Source organism: Vreelandella azerica (genome assembly GCF_013112225.1).
GTDB classification, from domain to species: domain Bacteria; phylum Pseudomonadota; class Gammaproteobacteria; order Pseudomonadales; family Halomonadaceae; genus Vreelandella; species Vreelandella azerica.
This window is the reverse complement of the sequence record NZ_JABFHI010000008.1, coordinates 1-17,661: the sequence shown is the minus strand read 5'-3', so window position 1 is coordinate 17,661 and position 17,661 is coordinate 1. Positions and strand designations below refer to the sequence as shown.

The 17,661-nt window shown below is 52.9% G+C and carries 14 protein-coding genes and 3 pseudogenes; 8 read left to right on the top strand and 9 right to left on the bottom strand.

Annotation, left to right across the window (positions count from 1 at the left end; translation table 11 throughout):
• Positions 1-11: 11 nt before the first annotated feature.
• Complete coding sequence (locus HLB35_RS14800) at positions 12-1,040, bottom strand: glycosyltransferase family 4 protein (protein WP_171703172.1); 1,029 nt, start codon at positions 1,038-1,040, stop codon at positions 12-14.
• A gap of 82 nt (positions 1,041-1,122) precedes the next feature.
• Here HLB35_RS14800 and HLB35_RS14795 point away from each other — a divergent pair, with 82 nt between their 5' ends.
• Positions 1,123-1,914: a glycosyltransferase family 2 protein gene (locus HLB35_RS14795; protein WP_171703171.1), complete on the top strand. Its 792-nt coding sequence runs from the start codon at positions 1,123-1,125 to the stop codon at positions 1,912-1,914.
• A 4-nt stretch (positions 1,915-1,918) separates the two neighbouring features.
• Here HLB35_RS14795 and HLB35_RS14790 read toward each other — a convergent pair whose 3' ends face one another.
• Positions 1,919-2,815, bottom strand: coding sequence for an O-antigen ligase family protein (locus HLB35_RS14790; protein WP_328732177.1), 897 nt, complete (start codon positions 2,813-2,815; stop codon positions 1,919-1,921).
• A gap of 583 nt (positions 2,816-3,398) precedes the next feature.
• Between HLB35_RS14790 and HLB35_RS18600 the strand changes: the two genes are divergently transcribed.
• The 4 genes from HLB35_RS18600 to HLB35_RS18585 all read left to right on the top strand — a co-directional run bounded on the left by HLB35_RS18600 (position 3,399) and on the right by HLB35_RS18585 (position 5,056).
• Positions 3,399-3,728 carry a hypothetical protein gene (locus HLB35_RS18600; protein WP_328732175.1) on the top strand — a complete coding sequence of 110 codons (330 nt, stop codon included), beginning with the start codon at positions 3,399-3,401 and terminating at the stop codon, positions 3,726-3,728.
• Positions 3,698-4,168: a hypothetical protein gene (locus HLB35_RS18595; protein ID WP_328732173.1), complete on the top strand. Its 471-nt coding sequence runs from the start codon at positions 3,698-3,700 to the stop codon at positions 4,166-4,168. Before HLB35_RS18600 ends, HLB35_RS18595 begins: the two co-directional genes overlap by 31 nt.
• 25 nt (positions 4,169-4,193) lie before the next feature.
• A complete protein-coding gene (locus HLB35_RS18590; RefSeq protein ID WP_328732171.1) occupies positions 4,194-4,475 on the top strand; it encodes a sulfatase-like hydrolase/transferase in 282 nt (93 codons plus the stop codon).
• Between the two features lie 89 nt (positions 4,476-4,564).
• Positions 4,565-5,056 carry a sulfatase-like hydrolase/transferase gene (locus HLB35_RS18585; RefSeq protein WP_328732168.1) on the top strand — a complete coding sequence of 164 codons (492 nt, stop codon included), beginning with the start codon at positions 4,565-4,567 and terminating at the stop codon, positions 5,054-5,056.
• Here HLB35_RS18585 and waaF read toward each other — a convergent pair.
• Both waaF and rfaD read right to left on the bottom strand, forming a co-directional pair.
• Positions 5,043-6,083 carry a lipopolysaccharide heptosyltransferase II gene (gene waaF / locus HLB35_RS14780; RefSeq protein ID WP_171703170.1) on the bottom strand — a complete coding sequence of 347 codons (1,041 nt, stop codon included), beginning with the start codon at positions 6,081-6,083 and terminating at the stop codon, positions 5,043-5,045. The two genes, HLB35_RS18585 and waaF, sit on opposite strands and share 14 nt — an antisense overlap.
• Complete coding sequence (rfaD, locus tag HLB35_RS14775) at positions 6,076-7,032, bottom strand: ADP-glyceromanno-heptose 6-epimerase (protein ID WP_171703169.1); 957 nt, start codon at positions 7,030-7,032, stop codon at positions 6,076-6,078. The genes waaF and rfaD overlap by 8 nt, the downstream gene beginning before the upstream one ends.
• A 136-nt stretch (positions 7,033-7,168) precedes the next feature.
• Between rfaD and glyQ the strand changes: the two are divergent.
• From glyQ to gmhB, 3 genes and pseudogenes are all read left to right on the top strand, one after another.
• Positions 7,169-8,127, top strand: a pseudogene (gene glyQ / locus HLB35_RS14770) (glycine--tRNA ligase subunit alpha).
• A complete protein-coding gene (gene glyS / locus HLB35_RS14765; protein ID WP_171703168.1) occupies positions 8,127-10,193 on the top strand; it encodes a glycine--tRNA ligase subunit beta in 2,067 nt (688 codons plus the stop codon). The pseudogene glyQ and the gene glyS overlap by 1 nt, the downstream one beginning before the upstream one ends.
• A 106-nt stretch (positions 10,194-10,299) precedes the next feature.
• Positions 10,300-10,860, top strand: a complete 561-nt coding sequence (gene gmhB / locus HLB35_RS14760; RefSeq protein ID WP_171703167.1) for a D-glycero-beta-D-manno-heptose 1,7-bisphosphate 7-phosphatase — start codon at positions 10,300-10,302, stop codon at positions 10,858-10,860.
• A 135-nt stretch (positions 10,861-10,995) separates the two neighbouring features.
• Here gmhB and HLB35_RS14755 read toward each other — a convergent pair whose 3' ends face one another.
• The 5 genes and pseudogenes from HLB35_RS14755 to dnaA all read right to left on the bottom strand — a co-directional run bounded on the left by HLB35_RS14755 (position 10,996) and on the right by dnaA (position 17,345).
• Entirely contained in the window at positions 10,996-13,131 is a 2,136-nt protein-coding gene (locus HLB35_RS14755; RefSeq protein WP_235937262.1) for a DNA gyrase subunit B, read from the bottom strand.
• The gene (locus tag HLB35_RS19015; RefSeq protein WP_235937261.1) at positions 13,106-13,417 is read right to left on the bottom strand and encodes an ATP-binding protein; all 312 of its coding nucleotides are present in this window, start codon (positions 13,415-13,417) and stop codon (positions 13,106-13,108) included. The genes HLB35_RS14755 and HLB35_RS19015 overlap by 26 nt, the downstream gene beginning before the upstream one ends.
• A gap of 115 nt (positions 13,418-13,532) precedes the next feature.
• Positions 13,533-14,630, bottom strand: coding sequence for a DNA replication/repair protein RecF (gene recF / locus HLB35_RS14750; protein WP_171703166.1), 1,098 nt, complete (start codon positions 14,628-14,630; stop codon positions 13,533-13,535).
• 124 nt (positions 14,631-14,754) lie between these two features.
• Positions 14,755-15,857: pseudogene (dnaN, locus tag HLB35_RS14745) on the bottom strand (DNA polymerase III subunit beta).
• A gap of 23 nt (positions 15,858-15,880) precedes the next feature.
• Positions 15,881-17,345 (bottom strand): annotated as a pseudogene (gene dnaA, locus HLB35_RS14740) (chromosomal replication initiator protein DnaA).
• Positions 17,346-17,661 lie beyond the last annotated feature (316 nt).

Below are 17,661 nucleotides of genomic sequence, written 5' to 3'. Positions count from 1 at the left end.
CAGTCCTGACGTTAAGTACACAGACGTTGATAAATAGCCAGATAGGCCTGCGCCATTGCCTGGGGCGTATAACGCTCCAGATCCGCATAGGCATTCTGCGCCAGGCGGCGGCGTTTTTCAGGCTGCTCAACCAGATCAACAATCGCTGCCGCCAGTGCCAAACCATCTTCCGGGGCAATCAGCACGCCGGTTTCATTGGGCTTGATCAAGTCGGGAATGCCTCCAACATTAGTGGCGATAATCGGCACCTGGGCATGCATGACATCCAATAACACCGACCCTAACCCCTCGTTGCGCGACGGGAAAACGAACAGATCAAACGCTGGCAGATAGTTACCTATATCTTTTTTGAAGCCTTCCCAGATCACATTATCAAGCGTGGCGCTTTCTTCTCGCAGCCTCGCCTCGTCAGCTCCACGGCCAAAAAACACAAAGCGCAGATCGGGGTGGCTATAATGCAGCGCTTTTGCCGCCTCTAATACAATTCGCTGACCTTTATGGCGGTCTACCAAAGCACCCACATGGCCAATAATAAGATGACCGGAATAACGCTCACGATAAGCCTGAGCCACACTTTTATCCGGGGCGAAACCTGACATTGCACTGGGGATAACAGGCACAGCACGCTCGCTCCAGCGATCCAGCAAATGGCGAATCGCCTGGGAAATCGCCACGCAGCAATCCGCATCGGCATAAAAGCGGCGATTGCTCCATTTATCGCGAATCGGTGTATCCACACGACGCGTAATGATATAGGGCGTGCGATAAAGGCGCTTGTGCAACCAGGCCCAATGCACCGCTTTTGCCTCATGGGCATGCACCACAGCCCCACTGCCGACGCTCATATGCCCTGCCAGCTGGTGGTTGGCAGTCGCAAAGCGTAGCCCCTTCACAGCACTCAGGGCTTCACGCAGTGGCGAATCGCGCCGACACACCAGCGTCTGAGAAGCGACCAGGTTTTCCAGCGCCTGAATCAATAGCACTGTCTGGCGCTCACCGCCTCGAAACCCTTTCGCCAGGTTGACATGGATAATATGCAAAAGACGCTCATCCTAATATCGTGAGTTTATGCAAGGGTATGATAATGTATTTGCACGTTGCTAGCGTAGAGAGCTTTTCACCATGCCGACTGGTATCAGTGTTGTCATTATTACCCGCAATGCCCAGGCAACCCTGCGGCGGACGCTGGACGCTGTTAGAAATTTCGATGATATCGTCATCTATGACAATGGCTCTACCGATGGTACCTGTGAGCTCGCCAGCGAATTCCCCAATGTCACCCTCCATCAAGGGGAGTTTCTAGGATTCGGGCCCACCAAACATCACGCGGTAACACTGGCAAAACATGACTGGATTCTGTCTCTTGATGCCGATGAAGCTCCTGACAGCGCGCTTATTGACGCCATATACAAGTGGGTATCTGACGCCAAGCCCAATCAGGTCGCCAAATTATTGCGAGAGAACTGGATGCTTGGGCGCCCGGTGCGCCATTCCGGTTGGGGTAACGACTGGTTGATACGGCTCTTCAACCGCCGTACCTATAACTTTAATGATGCCATGGTGCATGAGTCAGTAGCGCTAGATGCACAGGCAGATATGACGGCCCTGCCGGGCAAGATCCTGCATCTGGCAGTCACTGACCTTGGCCAGTTTCTCGAAAAGATTAACCGCTACTCTTCCATCAGGGCAGCTTCTGGCAAGATGAAAGCCTACTCTTTCCCCTTGATCATCTTGAAAGCCCTGTTTGCCTTTATCAGAACTTACCTGTTCAAACGTGGCTTTCTTGATGGCTGGCGCGGCATGGTCATTGCCACAGCCAATGCCAACGGCGTGTTCTGGAAATACGCCAAGTGTTATGCCTTGAAACACACGGCGAGCAAAGACACTGACACTCCCTCAAAAGAGCACGGTTAGACATTTATTGAATAACCCTCAACGGTTGCTGATGGCGATAGCTTCCCCATAGCACAGCAAGCAGGAAGGCATACATCATGATGCCGCTATTATGAGTCAGAAATGCCTGGGTCAGACCGAAATCCATATAGGTCACAGGCAATAATACCCCGGCCACTGCAACCGCCCTTTGCCCTATAGGTGCTTCAAACCCCTGATAAAAAAGCCGCATAGGTATCAGGTATAACGCCAACAATACTACAATACCGGCTAGCCCGCGTTTGGCCTGGGCATCAATAAATTCATTATGGGCGTGCTCAAATTGCGCCGCATAAGGATCAATCACTCCATTTTCACCCAGTGCATGCATAGCTTCAGCGTAGCCTTGGCTGCCCCACCCCGTCAGCGGCTTCTCAGCAATCAACATGATGGCACCGCGCCACATTTCAAAGCGCGCGCCCACCGATGTGGATCGGCTCTCACCGCTGATATATTGGTGTACATCACTGACCGCTTCATTAACCCGCGACTGTACTCCTAGATGGGGAGCCGCATAGACGGTGGCGGCGCCTGCCAGCAACAGCGCTAATAGTGCCACTTTCAAGCGCATGCCAAGATGGCGCCCATAACCGCGATAGAACACCCATAGCACCAGTGGCAACCCCACCCATCCTCCTCGGCTACCGGATAACAGCGACCCCAGCACACCGCCAAGAGCACCCGCCAACAGGATAACTAACCAGACACTTCGGTAACGCGGTTGGGCAGCAGCCCACCCCACCCCGGCCAGACACAGGACGCCCATCAGCATACTCAGATTGCCGAACTGAATGGGATGGGTATAGCCTTGCGCCCTTTCCATATTTTCAAACACCCTTTGCCATAGGGCAACACTGGCGGCCAGGACGCCTCCTGTTGCCATGCCGCTCCACAAGAAGCCCACTTTCGGCGGGTATTTTATTAACCAGATGAGTGCTGGTATTGCAAAAACAAACCTTAATGGCTTGTCTATACCGCTAATACCTTGATTATCTAGAATCGCTTCAATAACTCCCACTGCTGAAAACGCTAATAGAACTAAAACAATCAAGCTGTCCTGCCGCGATAACGTGGGTAGCGAGCGACTTACTATCAAACTGCTACCTGCCACCAGCAAGATCAAGGCTCCTAGTGAGTAACCGCTAGGTACTATTAACGCTAATGCCGGTAACAGAAAGATAGCCAGGTTAGTGGTGCGAGTGACAAGTTTTTTTTTCTGCACGCTATTCACTGTGGGATTCAATACATTCAAGGCAAACGTCCTTTTAGTGATAACCAGATCTTTTGGTTGCTTTGGGTGCTATCCAGCGCCTTGTTGGCGACTGGATCGTCAAGGCTGCAAGCACCCGCCATCGCCCACCTGACTCTTTCTCATGATAAGCTTTAACTGTATTCAACAACAGCGCCGTGAGAAAGCATTGCCTGGCGCTGGGCAGACCTCTAAATCTCTGTTGTGTAGGAGCCCCATGCCCCGATTCAAGCTTCCACCGCCTGGTACCTGGTTACCACTCGTCATTATCGGTGTCGGGCTGGGCTATGCGATTGCCATATTGACCCGGCTTCCCTGGTGGTCGTTTGCGTTTGTAGCCATCGCCTTTGTCTGGCTGGGCCGCCACCTAGGTAGCGGGCAGCCACGCTATCGCCGCTATCGCAAGCTAACCCCCTGGTCCTTGCTACCACTGTGCTTTTGGGGCTTGTACATTTACCTGGCTGACAGTTTCGGTAATGTTGATATCGGAGCGGTTTTTACCACCTTCAGGCAGGCATGGAAGACCACGGCGGTTCCGGGCGGCTAGTGGCGGCGGTTCTTTACACCCTGACCATGCTGGCAATGCTGATCTCTATCACCTGGCTGACACGCAATGACTGGCGCTGGCGACGCTCGGAGCCTTTCCTCGCCGTATTATTGGTGGCCACTAACCCCCTGCTTTACAGCCTGGGGCAGCGCAGCGCGGTAGTGGTCGCGGATGATCATGGCTGGTTGGACAGGCGTTATATCGCACCTGATATTTCACCCCAACCCTCGCCTCCCAACCTGCTGGTGCTGTATCTGGAAAGCATTGAGCGCACCTACAGTCATCCTGACTTTGGTGATGCCTACGCAGATCTCGACCATCTTGGCGAACAAGGCCTGGTATTTGAAGGTGTTAAGCAGCTTGATAATACCGGCTGGACTATGGCCGGTATGATTGCCAGCCAGTGCGGCGCTCCCTTGATGCCTGCTGGGCTTGCATGACCGCCAGTTTGAGCCTCTTTCATCCGTGGTACCAGGCGTAGAATGCCTGGGTGACCTGCTCAGTGCGCAGGGCTATCGGCTGAGCTTTCTGGGCGGCGCCAGTACCGAGTTCGCCGGTAAAGGACGCTTTTATCGCGATCATGGGTTCAAACATGTCTACGGCCTACAGACCCTTCAGAAGCACCTGGAAGACCCCGAATACGTCAACGACTGGGGGCTTTATGATGACACTCTCTACGACTTGACACTGGATGAAATCGAGCGCCTGGACAGCCAATCGGATAGCCCCTGGGGGTCGTTAACCTGAGTATTACCGGTCATGCGCCCAACGGGTATCCAGCCCAGCGCTGCGTTGAGCGGCAAGGCGAATGGGATGAGATCGATATTCTGTATTCAGTGGAGTGCTCAGCCTGGCTGGCGCGCGACCTTATCGAACGACTGGAAGAGCGTGGCCTGCTTGAGAATACCGTGGTGGCGATTCTCAGTGACCACCTCACCATGCGCGTTTCTGTATGGGATGAGCTGACAACTCTGGATCGAGACAATACCTTTATTCTGCTGGGTAGCGATCAAGCGCCACAGCGCATCACGCGCAGCGCTTCGACCATGGATGTTTTTCCAACCCTGCTAGACGCGCTTGGCTATACGCCACACAACTCACGGTCAGGCCTGGGGGTTTCTCTGCTCAGCGATGCGGACACCTTGGTAGAGCGCCATGGTGTTGCAGCTATTAATGAGCGTTTACATGCGGAAAGCAAGTTGCAGCAACGCCTTTGGGAGGGGTTGGCTCCTCAGCGAACTTCAAAACCCGAGAACCTCCCGAATACAGAGTCACAAATACTCGAGACCCCGCAGGACACTCCAGAAGAACACCCTATTGCGCATTGAGTTTCAGTGGACGTGGCGTTGACCTGATCGCCGCATAGACACCCTCGACATCCAGTTTATTCAGGCAATTCATGTGGCCCAGCGGGCATTCACGCTGAAAGCAGGGAGAGCATTCCAGCGCTAGATAGTGAATCTGTGCGTTGGCGGTCAAGGGTGGCGTGTAGGCAGGTGATGAAGAACCGTAGACAGCATGTACCCGAGTACCTACTGCAGCGGCAACGTGCATTAACCCCGAATCGTTGGTCACCACCTGGCCACAATCCGCCAACAGATCAACGGCATCCGCCAGGCCCGTCTTGCCACACAGATTATGGGTATGCAGCAACCCTTGGGCAATCACATCACCGTCATCCTGATCCTTGGGGCCACCGAAGATACGTACCTCATAGCCGTCACTTACTAGGCGCTCAGCCAGCTGATGAAAATAGGCTAGCGGCCACTGCTTGGCGGGGCCGTACTCGGCGCCTGGCATCAGGCCGATTGCTGGCCGGGAAGACAGCTGGTGGGCAATGCGTAGATTGACCAGATTATCGCGATCAATCATCAGGCGGGGGCGTGGAATGGCAAACTGCCCCGTACTGGCTTCGTCTTCTGACAAGCCTAGCGATACAAAACGCTTCACCGTCTGGTCAAGCACCTGTTTATCGAGTTTGCGGCGCTCTTTCAGCAAACCATAGCGCTGCTCGCCAAGAAAGCCGACACGCTCAGGAATACGCGCCAGAAATGGCACCAGAGCTGCTTTCCATGAGCGCGGCAGCACAATGGCGCGGTCGTAACGTCCTTTAAGCTTCCCGGCCAGCTCCCGACGCGTTTTGATACCGAACTCGCCATGACCAACGCCCAATGGCAACACCTCATCCACTTCCGGCATGCGCGCCAGAATCGGCTGGGACCAGGCCGGTGCCACCACGCCCAGCATGGCTTCAGGGTTACGCTGTTTCAGGGTGATAAACAGGCTCTGGGCCATGACCATGTCCCCCACCCAGGAAGGGCCAATCACCAGTAGCCGCTTGGCGGACTCATTCATTCAGCCACTCCAGATAGGCCGCCACTCCTTCGGCAACCGTTTTGAACTCAACATCACAGCCCGATTCACGCAGTTGGCTGATATCTGCCTGGGTATAGCTCTGGTAGCGCCCTTTCAGTTCTTCGGGGAAGTCGATATAGCGTATCTCGCCCTTACCATAATAGTCGATCACCGCTTCGCCAATCGCCTTGAAGGGTTCGGCACGCCCGGTACCCAGGTTGAAAATGCCGGACTTTTCCGGGTGATCAAGGAACCACAGATTGACGTCGACCACATCACCCACATAGACAAAGTCACGGCTTTGCATACCGGCTTCGTAACCGTCGTAGGCACCGAACAGCTTAAGGGTTTCACCGTGACGCACTTGCAGGTGATTGTGGTAAGCCACACTGGCCATCTTGCCTTTGTGCTGCTCCCGGGGGCCATACACATTAAAGTAGCGGAACCCGACTACCTGGGTGGTCAGAGAATTCCAGCGCAAGCGTACGTGCTGGTCAAAAAGTAGTTTTGAGTACCCATACACATTCAGCGGTTTTTCATACTCAGGCATTTCCCTGAAAACGCTACTGCCCCCATAGGTCGCGGCAGAAGACGCATAAAGCAAGGGAATGCCGTGCTGTTCGCAATAATCCAACAGCACTTTGGAGTACTGATAGTTATTTTCCAACATAAAGCGACCATCCCATTCGGTGGTGTCCGAACAGGCGCCTTCGTGGAAGATGGCTTCAATATGCGGAAGCCGAGTAACCTCGCCGCGCAGACCCGCCTTGATGCGCCGGATAAAATCCTCCTTATCCAGATAATCCGCCAGGGTGCAATCGGCCAGGTTGACAAATTTGGTACCGTCGCGTAAGTCGTCCACCACCATGACATCTGTGTGCCCACGCGCATTCAGTGCTTTTACGATATTGGCGCCAATAAAACCGGCACCGCCTGTCACGACGATCATCACTCTCTCCTTAACCTATAGGGTGTGCGCATTTTATCTGGGCATTGTCTCGGGATAGCCGATGCGCCTATAACCTGCCTGCTTGTGATTGTATACTTGACGCTCTGTGAATTCATGGCCAATGGTGCTTTTCCCGATGAGTGATTCAACCCCAAGCGCGGCACCTGATGTGTCGACCTTTCAAGGATTAATCCTTGCCCTGCAGCAATATTGGGCAGAGCAAGGTTGTGTTGTGCTACAGCCACTGGATATGGAAGTTGGCGCGGGTACCTTTCATCCGGCCACTTTTCTGCGCTCCATTGGTCCTGAAACCTGGAATGCAGCCTATGTTCAGCCATCACGCCGCCCCACCGATGGCCGCTATGGCGAAAACCCGAACCGCCTGCAGCATTACTACCAGTTTCAGGTGGTAATGAAGCCTTCACCGGCCAATTTCCAGGAGCTTTACCTGGGCTCGTTGAAGCGCCTGGGGCTTGACCCCTGGTGCATGATATCCGCTTTGTCGAAGACAACTGGGAATCCCCTACTCTCGGCGCCTGGGGTCTGGGCTGGGAAATCTGGCTGAATGGTATGGAAGTCACACAGTTTACCTATTTCCAGCAGGCAGGTGGCATTGAGTGTTTCCCGGTCACCGGTGAGCTGACCTACGGTATCGAGCGGATTGCCATGTACTTGCAGGACGTGGACAGCGTCTATGACCTGGTGTGGACCGTCGCACCGGATGGCACCAAGGTCACCTATGGCGACGTTTACCTTCAAAACGAGCGCGAGCAATCCACCTACAATTTCGAACATGCCGACGTTGAGCAACTGTTCAAGGCATTTGACCATCAGGAGCAGGAGTGCGGCAAGCTGCTTGATGCCAAGCTACCGCTGCCCGCTTACGAACAGGTGCTGAAAGCGTCTCATACTTTCAACCTGCTGGACGCCCGTCACGCCATCTCAGTGACCGAGCGTCAACGCTTTATCCTGCGAGTACGTACCATGGCTCGCAATGTTGCCCATTCTTATTATGACTCACGCAAAGCCGAAGGTTTCCCAATGGCGCCAGAGGCCTTACGGCGTGAACTCTTGGCCGATCAGGGAGACGCATAATGGCTGTTAATACGCTTCTATTGGAACTCGGCGCAGAAGAGCTTCCGCCCTCGGCGCTGGATACGCTGTCAGATGCCTTTGCCAATGGCATTCAGCGCGGCCTGGAAGACGCCGGTGTCACCTTTGATAACGTCACCGCCTATGCCACCCCGCGCCGCCTGGCCGTCCAGGTGCGCGAGCTGGCCGATAAACAGCCGGACCGTAACGTGGAACGTCGCGGGCCAGCCCTGGCCGCTGCCTTCAAGGATGGTCAACCTACCAAGGCCGCTGAGGGCTTTGCCCGTTCCTGCGGTGTTACGGTTGATCAACTGATCCACTTGGAAACCGATAAAGGTACCTGGCTGGGTTATCACGAACAGCAAGCCGGTGAGACCATTCAGGCCTTGCTGCCCGAGATTGTGCGCAAGGCCATTGGCGGGCTACCCGTGCCCAAAAACATGCGCTGGGGCGCCTCACGGGTTGAGTTCTCCCGCCCGGTTCACTGGCTGGTCGCCCTGTATGGCAGCGATGTCATTGCCGCTGAAGCCTTGGGCCTAGAAGCTAGCCGCACCACCTTCGGCCACCGCTTCCACGCCCCGGATGCCATCCAGTTGGCTCATGCAGATGACTACCTGGTAGCGCTTGAAGACGCTTATGTACTGGCCGACCGTGACAAGCGCCGCGAGCGTATTCGTGAGCAGGTGCTGTCTGAGGCGGAAGTTCAGGAAGCAACCGCCGTGATTGACGAGTCACTGCTGGCAGAGGTCAGTGGCCTGGTAGAGTGGCCTGTCGCCCTGACAGGCAGCTTCGATGAGCGTTTCCTGGAAGTGCCTGCCGAATGCCTGATTTCTTCGATGAAAGCCAACCAGAAATACTTCCATCTGGTAGATGACAGCGGCCAGCTAAAGCCGCTGTTTATCACCATTTCCAACATCGAAAGCCAGGATCCGGATCAGGTCATCCAGGGCAACGAAAAGGTCATTCGGCCCCGCCTGGCCGATGCTGCCTTCTTCTACGAAACAGACCGTAAGCGCACCCTGGCCAGCCGCATTCCCATGCTGGAAAGCGTTGTGTTCCAGCAGAAACTGGGCACCCTGGCGGATAAGGCACGCCGTACAAGCGCCATTGCCCAACTGATTGCCAATCAGATTGGCGGTGATCCGGCTTTGGCCCAACGCGCCGCCGAACTTGCCAAGTGTGACCTGGTCACTGAAATGGTGCTGGAATTCCCTGAACTGCAGGGCATCATGGGCCACTATTATGCCAAACAGGATGGCGAACCCCATGAAGTCGCAACGGCGCTGGAAGAACAGTATCTGCCCCGCTTTGCCGCCGATGATATTCCACATACCGCGACCGGCAAGGCGCTGGCGCTTGCTGACCGTCTGGATACCCTGGTAGGCATTTTTGGGATTGGCCAACGCCCGACCGGCGCCAAAGACCCCTTCGCTCTGCGCCGCGCCTCCATAGGTGTGCTCAACATCCTGATCAAGGGAGAGCTGAATCTGGATTTGCGTGAGCTGTTGGCTTGTGCCACTGAGCAACATCGTGACCTACCTAAAACAGATGGCTTGGTAGAGAATGTGCTGACCTATGTAATGGATCGCTTCCGCGCCTGGGGTCAGGAAGAAGGCATCAGCGCTGAAATGTACCTTGCTGTTCGTGCCCGTCCGATTACCAAGCCCCTGGATTTTGCCCGCCGCCTGCGTGCGGTAAAAGCCTTTGCCCAGCGTGAAGAAGCAGCCGCCCTCGCCGCTGCCAACAAGCGTGTTTCCAATATCTTAACCAAGCAGTCCCATGATGGTGGCGCCCAGGTAGATGCCAGCCTGTTGAGTGAAGAGGCTGAAAAGAATCTTTACCATGAAATTACCAATCGGCGGGAAAGTGTTGCTCCGCTGTTTGCAGGTGGTCATTACATGGAAGCTCTCGACACCTTGGCAACACTACGCCAGCCGATTGATGACTTCTTTGATCAAGTAATGGTGATGGCAGATGACACTGACGTGCGTAACAATCGCCTGGCATTGTTGGCCAGCCTGCAGGCGTTATTCCTTGAAGTTGCCGATATTTCTGAACTTCCTCAGTAATACGCGGACGCATGAAGTTTATATATGCTAATCGAAAACCCGGCTATGCCGGGTTTTTTATGTCTTACTCACTGACGATGTTTCACGTGAAACACTGAGCTACGCCATGTCGATTTCTGCGCAAAAACTGATCATTCTCGACCGGGATGGTGTCATTAACCAGGATTCCGATCAGTACATAAAAACTCTGGATGAATGGATACCCTACCCTTCAGCCATTAAGGCCATTGCACGTCTTTATCAGAACGGCTTCACGCTAGCCGTAGCCACTAACCAGTCAGGTCTTGCCCGGGGTTATTTCGAGGAAGATACCCTTACTGCCATGCACCAGCAGCTGAATCACCTGGTGGAAAGTGCCGGCGGAAAAATTGCTCATATCGCTTACTGCCCTCACGGGCCTGACGACCACTGCCAATGCCGCAAGCCCTTGCCAGGTTTGCTGCTTGAAATTCAGCAACAGCTTGGTCTGGCATCATTGAAAGGCAGCTGGATGGTCGGAGACAGTTTGCGCGATTTACAGGCAGGCGAGTCCCAAGGTTGCCTGCCTGTATTGGTTAGAACAGGCAAAGGCAGACCCACGGAAGAAAAAGCACAAGGCTTGGAGCAAGCAAAAATCTTTGATGATCTGGCGGCCTTTGCTGACTGGTTACTTACCCCTCATGGATAAACGCAAAACGCCGCTGAACTCAATGGTTCAGCGGCGTTTTAATAGCTTAATCTCTTTTAGATTAAAAAATTTAGATTAGAGAGGCAGGCGATGTTTCACGTGAAACATCGTCTGCTTTATCAGTTTCATTACCGATTATATATCAAGGTTAGCAACAAGCGCGTTGGTTTCAATAAAGTCGCGCCGTGGCTCAACGTCATCGCCCATCAGAGTATTGAACATCATATCGGCGGCAACAGCATCCTCAATAGTCACCCTGAGCATGCGGCGGCTGTCTGGGTCCATCGTGGTTTCCCACAGCTGATCCGGGTTCATTTCGCCCAACCCTTTATAACGTTGCACAGAAAGCCCCCGCTGCCCTTCCTGCATCAGCCAACCCAATACATCAGCAAACTGCTTGACGGGCTTCTGACGCTCGCCGCGAGCAATGTAGGCGCCTTCTTCCAGCAAACCCTTAAGGGTCTCACCTAACGCTACCATAGCGCGATAATCAGCGCTTTCGAAGAAATCCAACCCCCACATATAATCCGTGGTTACACCATGAGCAAGCAAAGACACGGTCGGCAGATAGAGACCGCGCTCAGTATCTTCCTTCAGGTGAAAGTGGTAGCGGGGCCCACCTTCATAAGCAACCTGATCGTCCATGGCTTTCTGCAATTCTGCAATCCAGTTTTGCATGGTCAGGTTATCTTTCAGGCTTTCTTCACCCATAAGCCCAGATGCATGCACCACCTGCTTAAGCACCTCAATGGGGTAAACCCGTGACAGGCGATCAATACGTTTCATCACACCACGATATTGGGTGACCAGAGCTTCTAGCTGAGAACCGGCAATGCCAGGCGCATCCGCATTAACATACAGGCGAGCGCCATCTAACGCAGTAGATGTCAGGTAGTCCACCATGGCCTGTTCATCTTTAAGGTAAAGCTCCTGCTTGCCACGCTTGATTTTATACAGCGGCGGCTGGGCAATAAACACATGGCCACGTTCAATCAGCTCTGGCATTTGCCGGAAGAAAAACGTCAGCAACAGGGTACGGATATGTGAGCCGTCTACGTCCGCGTCGGTCATGATAATAATGGAGTGGTAGCGCAGCTTGTCCGGATTAAATTCCTCCCGTCCAATGCCACAGCCTAACGCCGTAATCAGTGTTCCCACTTCAGCTGAAGACAGCATCTTATCAAAACGTGCCTTTTCGACGTTGAGGATTTTACCCTTCAGCGGCAATATTGCCTGTGTCCGGCGGTCACGTCCCTGCTTGGCACTCCCTCCAGCAGAATCACCCTCTACCAGATAGAGTTCAGAAAAACTGGGATCCTTTTCTTGACAGTCAGCCAACTTGCCCGGCAAACCTGCGATATCCAGGGCGCCTTTTCTACGCGTCATATCGCGCGCTTTACGCGCGGCTTCACGAGCGCGGGCTGCATCCAACATCTTGTTAACGATGGACTTGGCTTCGTTAGGCTTTTCAATCAGGTACTCAGAAAACAACCGACCCATTTCCTGCTCGACAGCTGTTTTAACTTCACTGGATACCAGTTTTTCTTTGGTCTGTGATGAGAACTTGGGGTCAGGCACCTTGACGGAAATAATCGCCGTCAAGCCTTCACGCGCATCATCACCAGAGGTGTTCACCTTGGATTTCTTGAGCAGACCTTCTGCTTCAATATAGTGGTTCAGCGTGCGCGTTAATGCAGCACGAAAACCTGCCAAGTGGGTTCCCCCATCGCGCTGAGGAATATTATTGGTGTAGCAGAAAATATTCTCGGTAAAGGTATCGCTCCACTGCATAGCAACCTCCACCTCAACACCATCTTCGCGCACGGCATTGAAATGGAACACTGGGTTGAGCACAGTCTTTTTACTATTAAGGTGGTCAACAAAAGCTTTAAGGCCGCCTTCATAGTGGAAAAGCTCTTCTTTACCACTACGCTCATCCGTCAACCGAATGGCAACACCTGAATTCAGGAATGACAGTTCACGCAAACGCTTGGCGAGTATGTCGTAGTGAAACTCGATATTGGCAAACGTATCCGGTGAAGGCCGGAAATGCACCTTGGTACCACCTTGCTCCGTTTTACCCACAACGGAAAGCGGCGCCTGAGGCACACCGTGCTGATAGATCTGTTCGAAAACTTCTCCCTGACGCCAGATCGTCAGGCGTAATTCAGATGAGAGTGCGTTGACAACCGACACCCCAACGCCGTGCAGACCACCCGAGACCTTGTAGGAGTTATCATCAAATTTACCACCGGCGTGAAGCACCGTCATAATGACTTCTGCGGCTGACACACCCTCTTTCTTCATGCAGCTCGGTGGGTATGCCACGCCCATTATCGCTAACGCTGATAGATTCATCGGGGTGGATAATAACGCGAATTTCGCTGCAGTGACCCGCCAAGGCTTCATCGATGGAGTTATCCACCAACTCGAACACCATATGGTGCAGCCCTGTTCCGTCATCTGTGTCGCCGATATACATCCCTGGACGTTTGCGAACTGCGTCCAGCCCCTTGAGCACTTTGATACTTGATGAATCGTAAGCCTGCTCGCTCATTGACCACTCCATCGTGAAGTCTGTCTTGTCCGTATCGCCTACCCGCCTGGTACCACTTTTTGCTTAGTGTTGCACGACTCTTGCAAAGCTCACTGCCCAGTTTCTTTTAACTGACTTAACAGTGGCTGCACTCCCCATCCTGCTCAACATGTTTCACGTGAAACATCTTCACTTCAGTACCGGAAAGCCATCGACTCTGTAAGGCGGTTGGTTCGACGCTCGTTATAAAAGCCTGACATTGAATAGATTCAAGAAGGTGACAAAACCGCTGGCGATGCTGTTCATCCAGCTCAGCTGGCAAGTCATCAATCAGATACACGCAATGTCTGTTAGCTGTGCTTTCTAGAAATCGGCCTTGTGCCAGTTTTAAGGCACTTACTACCAGTTTTTGCTGACCTCTGGAAAGCACCTCAACAGCTGGCTGCTTGTTGACCTTAATTCTCAGGTCAGCGCGCTGCGGGCCTTGTTGAGTAAACCCCATCTGCTCATCCGTTGCACGGCTTGCTGCCAAGACGTCCGCCAAGGGGCGATTCTTATCCCAGCCTCGCGCATAGTGAAGCGTCAGCCCTTGTAGCGATAATAATGATTGCAACGTTTCTTCAAACACTGGTAAGAAGTTACTAAACCATTCTCGGCGTTGCTGGTCGATTCTTTCACCGCTATTTGCCAGTTCCTGTTCCCATACCTCAATCTCAGCAGGGGATATTCTACCACGCCTGAGAAGAGCATTCCGATGTTTCAGCGCCCGCCTTGCCCGCTTCCAGACGCTGAAAAACTCATGTTTCACGTGAAACACTCCCCAGTCCAGAAACTCCCTACGCCCCGAAGGTGGGCCTTCAAGCAGACGAAAAGCATCCGGATTAATTAATTGCAGCGGCATCATTTCAGCAAGCTCGACCAGACGAACCTGCTTTTGGCTTTTAATACGCAGCTCCAATTCGCGCTGTTCACGTAGACGACGGACACCCAGAGTGGTGGCTTGCTCATCATCAAGCCTTGCGAACAGCGTCATCTCGGAGGCACCCTGCTGAATAACATTCTTTAATTGACGGGTACGAAATGAACGCCCCAATCCAAGAATATGAATGCCTTCAAGCAAGCTGGTTTTACCGCTTCCATTGGCACCGCTAATAATATTGATGCGGCTTGAGGGAGAGACCTGAGTTGGTTGGAGGTTTCGTATCCCATGAAAATTGAGCTGTTGGATGCTCATTGGAGACGCAACCCTGTCGAGGTGCTATTCACGGATATAAAAACATGGACGGCAGCCACCGGGAAAGAGTGGCGCCACCTGATCAGACATACAATACTGGCAGAAAAAGCCGTCACACCAGCCACTACAACCGCATTGGCATAACAACATACAAGGCATCACCACCACCAGGCTCTTCCATTAAAGCACTGCTATTGGAATTTGCCAGCGTCATTTGCATGCGATCTTCATTCAACACCGAGAGCACGTCGACGAGATAACCGACATTAAAACCGATTTCCATCGCGGCGCCATTGTATTCAACCGCAATATTTTCCTCAGCTTCTTCCTGCTCAGGGTTATTTGCCATGACCTTGAGGTTGCCGGGTTCCAGATAGAGCCGCACGCCCCGATATTTCTCGTTGGACAGAATGGCTGTACGCGACAGCATCTGGCGCAGATCAGCGCGCTCAGCAAGCAATACCTTGTCGCCGTTACGCGGCACAACCCGTTCATAATCAGGAAACTTGCCATCAATCAACTTGGACGTAAAGGTGAAGTCACCGGTATGTACACGCACATGGGTTGAGCCTAACGTCAAGCTGACTGGTTCGTCGCTGTCATCCAGCAGGCGAGATAACTCGAGAATACCTTTACGCGGCACAATCAACTTTTGTGATTGCTCAACAACAACCTCTACTGAACGTGAACACATTGCCAGACGGTGCCCGTCAGTGGCGACAGCGCGCAGCAGGTTGGTCTGAATTTCCAGTAACAGGCCGTTCAGATAGTAGCGTACATCCTGCTGGGCCATGGCAAACGCCGTCGAGTCGATCAGGTGCTTGAGCGTTCCCCTAGGGACGCTTAAGTCCTGCCCCCTTCAGCTTCTTCGATACTCGGAAATTCAGCGGCGGGAAGTGTAGAAAGTGTAAAGCGCGAACGACCACTACGTAATACCGCACGACCCTCTTCAACGGCCAGCTGAATCTCTGCCTGTTCGGGCAGCGATTTACAGATATCCATCAACTTACGGGCAGGGACAGTAGCGGCTCCTTCCTGCTCTACAGCGCAGGCAACCGTGCGTCCTATCAGTTCAACCTCAAGGTCTGTGCCGGTCAAGGCGACCTGGTCGCCTTCAATTTCAATCAGTACATTCGAGAGCACAGGTAGCGTTTGCCGACGTTCGACCACGCCGGCTACCAGTGTCAGTGGACGCAGCAACGCCTCTCGGGAAATGGAAAATTTCATCAACGCTCCAGATTAGTCGGTAATTAGCTGGTCAGCAGACGCAACAGATTCTTGTAGTCCTCACGAATATCCGCATTTTCTTCCTGCAGGGCTTTTACCTTGCGGCAGGCGTGCAACACAGTGGTGTGGTCACGTCCACCAAAGGCGTCGCCAATCTCTGGCAAGCTGTGATTGGTAAGCTCTTTGGCAAGTGCCATTGCCACCTGACGCGGCCTTGCAACAGAACGTGAACGCCTTTTGGAAAGCAGATCAGCGACCTTGATCTTGTAATATTCTGCCACTGTACGCTGAATATTATCCACACCCACCTGCTTATCCTGCAGGGCCAAGAGGTCTTTCAGCGACTCACGAATGAAATCCTGAGTGATGGGTTTGCCCATGAAGTGGGAGTCGGCAATCACTTTTTCAGGGCGCCTTCCAACTCGCGGACGTTGGAGCGAATTTTCTGGGCAATAAAGAACGCCGCATCATGGGGAAGATCCACTTTGGATTGATCGGCTTTCTTCATCAGAATAGCCACGCGGGTTTCAAGTTCAGGTGGTTCAATCGCCACCGTCAGCCCCCAACCAAAACGTGATTTCAAACGCTCTTCAACGCCACTGATCTCTTTCGGATAGCGGTCAGAGGTAAGGATCATCTGCTGCCCACCTTCTAGCAGGGCATTAAACGTATGGAAAAACTCTTCCTGAGAACGCTCCTTACCAGCAAAGAATTGAATATCATCAATCAACAGGGCATCAACACTACGGTAAAAACGCTTGAAATCATTGATGGCATTCAATTGCAGGGCTTTTACCATATCCGCTACAAAACGCTCTGAGTGCAAATACACCACGCGCGCATTTTCCCGTCGCTCTGCCAGCGCATTGCCCACCGCATGCATCAAGTGGGTCTTACCCAACCCCACACCACCATATAAAAACAACGGGTTATAAGCCCCACCGGGGTTTTCTGATACCTGACGTGATGCAGCCCGCGCCAATTGGTTGGATTTACCTTCAACGAAGGTTTCAAAAGTGAAGTTAGGATTAAGTCCGCTGGTGTGTTTCAGACTGCCTTCGACCTGCACCTGACGCTCACCGGAGCGTTTAGACGCAGATTCCTCACGCAGTTGATCAATTTCACGATCATCGTTCATATGAGTGCGTGAAGGTGTACTGACAGCCGGTGACGGCGACCTGTTGGCTGAGGCTGAAACGGGGTTCCCAGCTGACGTGGCTGCGGTGCAGGAGCAGCCACGCGGCGGCTACCGACTGTCAGGCTTACCTTGGGAGGCTTTGCCGGTGAGAGCTCTCTGACCAACTCACTGATTCGTTTGGCATATTTATCATTTACCCAATCACGTACAAAACGGTTAGGCGCTAAAAGACACAGCTCATTGGACTCGCCTTCTTCGGCCTGAAGAGGACGTATCCAAGTATTGAACTGCTGCGAATTCAGCTCGTCCTGCAGATAATCGAGGCATTGCTGCCAAAGCGCGAGAGACACTCAACTCACCATCGGTTGAAAACGGCCGGATATTGTAGCGCCCCAGAACCAAGTTATCCACACAAGTATCATCTCCGACACTTCTGTGGATAACCTTCTACTGCTATGGCTTGAGCCCTTTGGATGAGCTGGGGAAAAAACCTGAAATAATGCTAAACCTTCATTTATCCACGCTTTCGTCACAGCTAAACTACCGCTTAAGCACTGCTTATCCACAGTTTTTTTATCATTTCAAATATCTGAATATAATAACTTATATGGTGTTATCCACAATTTCTATCCCCACTATTAATAACAATATTTAAAAAGATATAGA

Excerpts from the sequence above, each read along its gene's own strand:
- HLB35_RS14795 (WP_171703171.1), top strand. The coding sequence starts at position 1,123 with ATGCCGACTGGTATCAGTGTTGTCATTATTACCCGCAATGCCCAGGCA.
- HLB35_RS14790 (WP_328732177.1), bottom strand. The coding sequence starts at position 2,815 with ATGGCAACAGGAGGCGTCCTGGCCGCCAGTGTTGCCCTATGGCAAAGG.
- HLB35_RS18600 (WP_328732175.1), top strand. The coding sequence starts at position 3,399 with ATGCCCCGATTCAAGCTTCCACCGCCTGGTACCTGGTTACCACTCGTC.
- HLB35_RS18595 (WP_328732173.1), top strand. The coding sequence starts at position 3,698 with ATGGAAGACCACGGCGGTTCCGGGCGGCTAGTGGCGGCGGTTCTTTAC.
- waaF (WP_171703170.1), bottom strand. The coding sequence starts at position 6,083 with ATGAATGAGTCCGCCAAGCGGCTACTGGTGATTGGCCCTTCCTGGGTG.
- rfaD (WP_171703169.1), bottom strand. The coding sequence starts at position 7,032 with ATGATCGTCGTGACAGGCGGTGCCGGTTTTATTGGCGCCAATATCGTA.
- glyS (WP_171703168.1), top strand. The coding sequence starts at position 8,127 with ATGGCTGTTAATACGCTTCTATTGGAACTCGGCGCAGAAGAGCTTCCG.
- gmhB (WP_171703167.1), top strand. The coding sequence starts at position 10,300 with ATGTCGATTTCTGCGCAAAAACTGATCATTCTCGACCGGGATGGTGTC.
- HLB35_RS14755 (WP_235937262.1), bottom strand. The coding sequence starts at position 13,131 with ATGACGGTGCTTCACGCCGGTGGTAAATTTGATGATAACTCCTACAAG.
- HLB35_RS19015 (WP_235937261.1), bottom strand. The coding sequence starts at position 13,417 with ATGAGCGAGCAGGCTTACGATTCATCAAGTATCAAAGTGCTCAAGGGG.
- recF (WP_171703166.1), bottom strand. The coding sequence starts at position 14,630 with ATGAGCATCCAACAGCTCAATTTTCATGGGATACGAAACCTCCAACCA.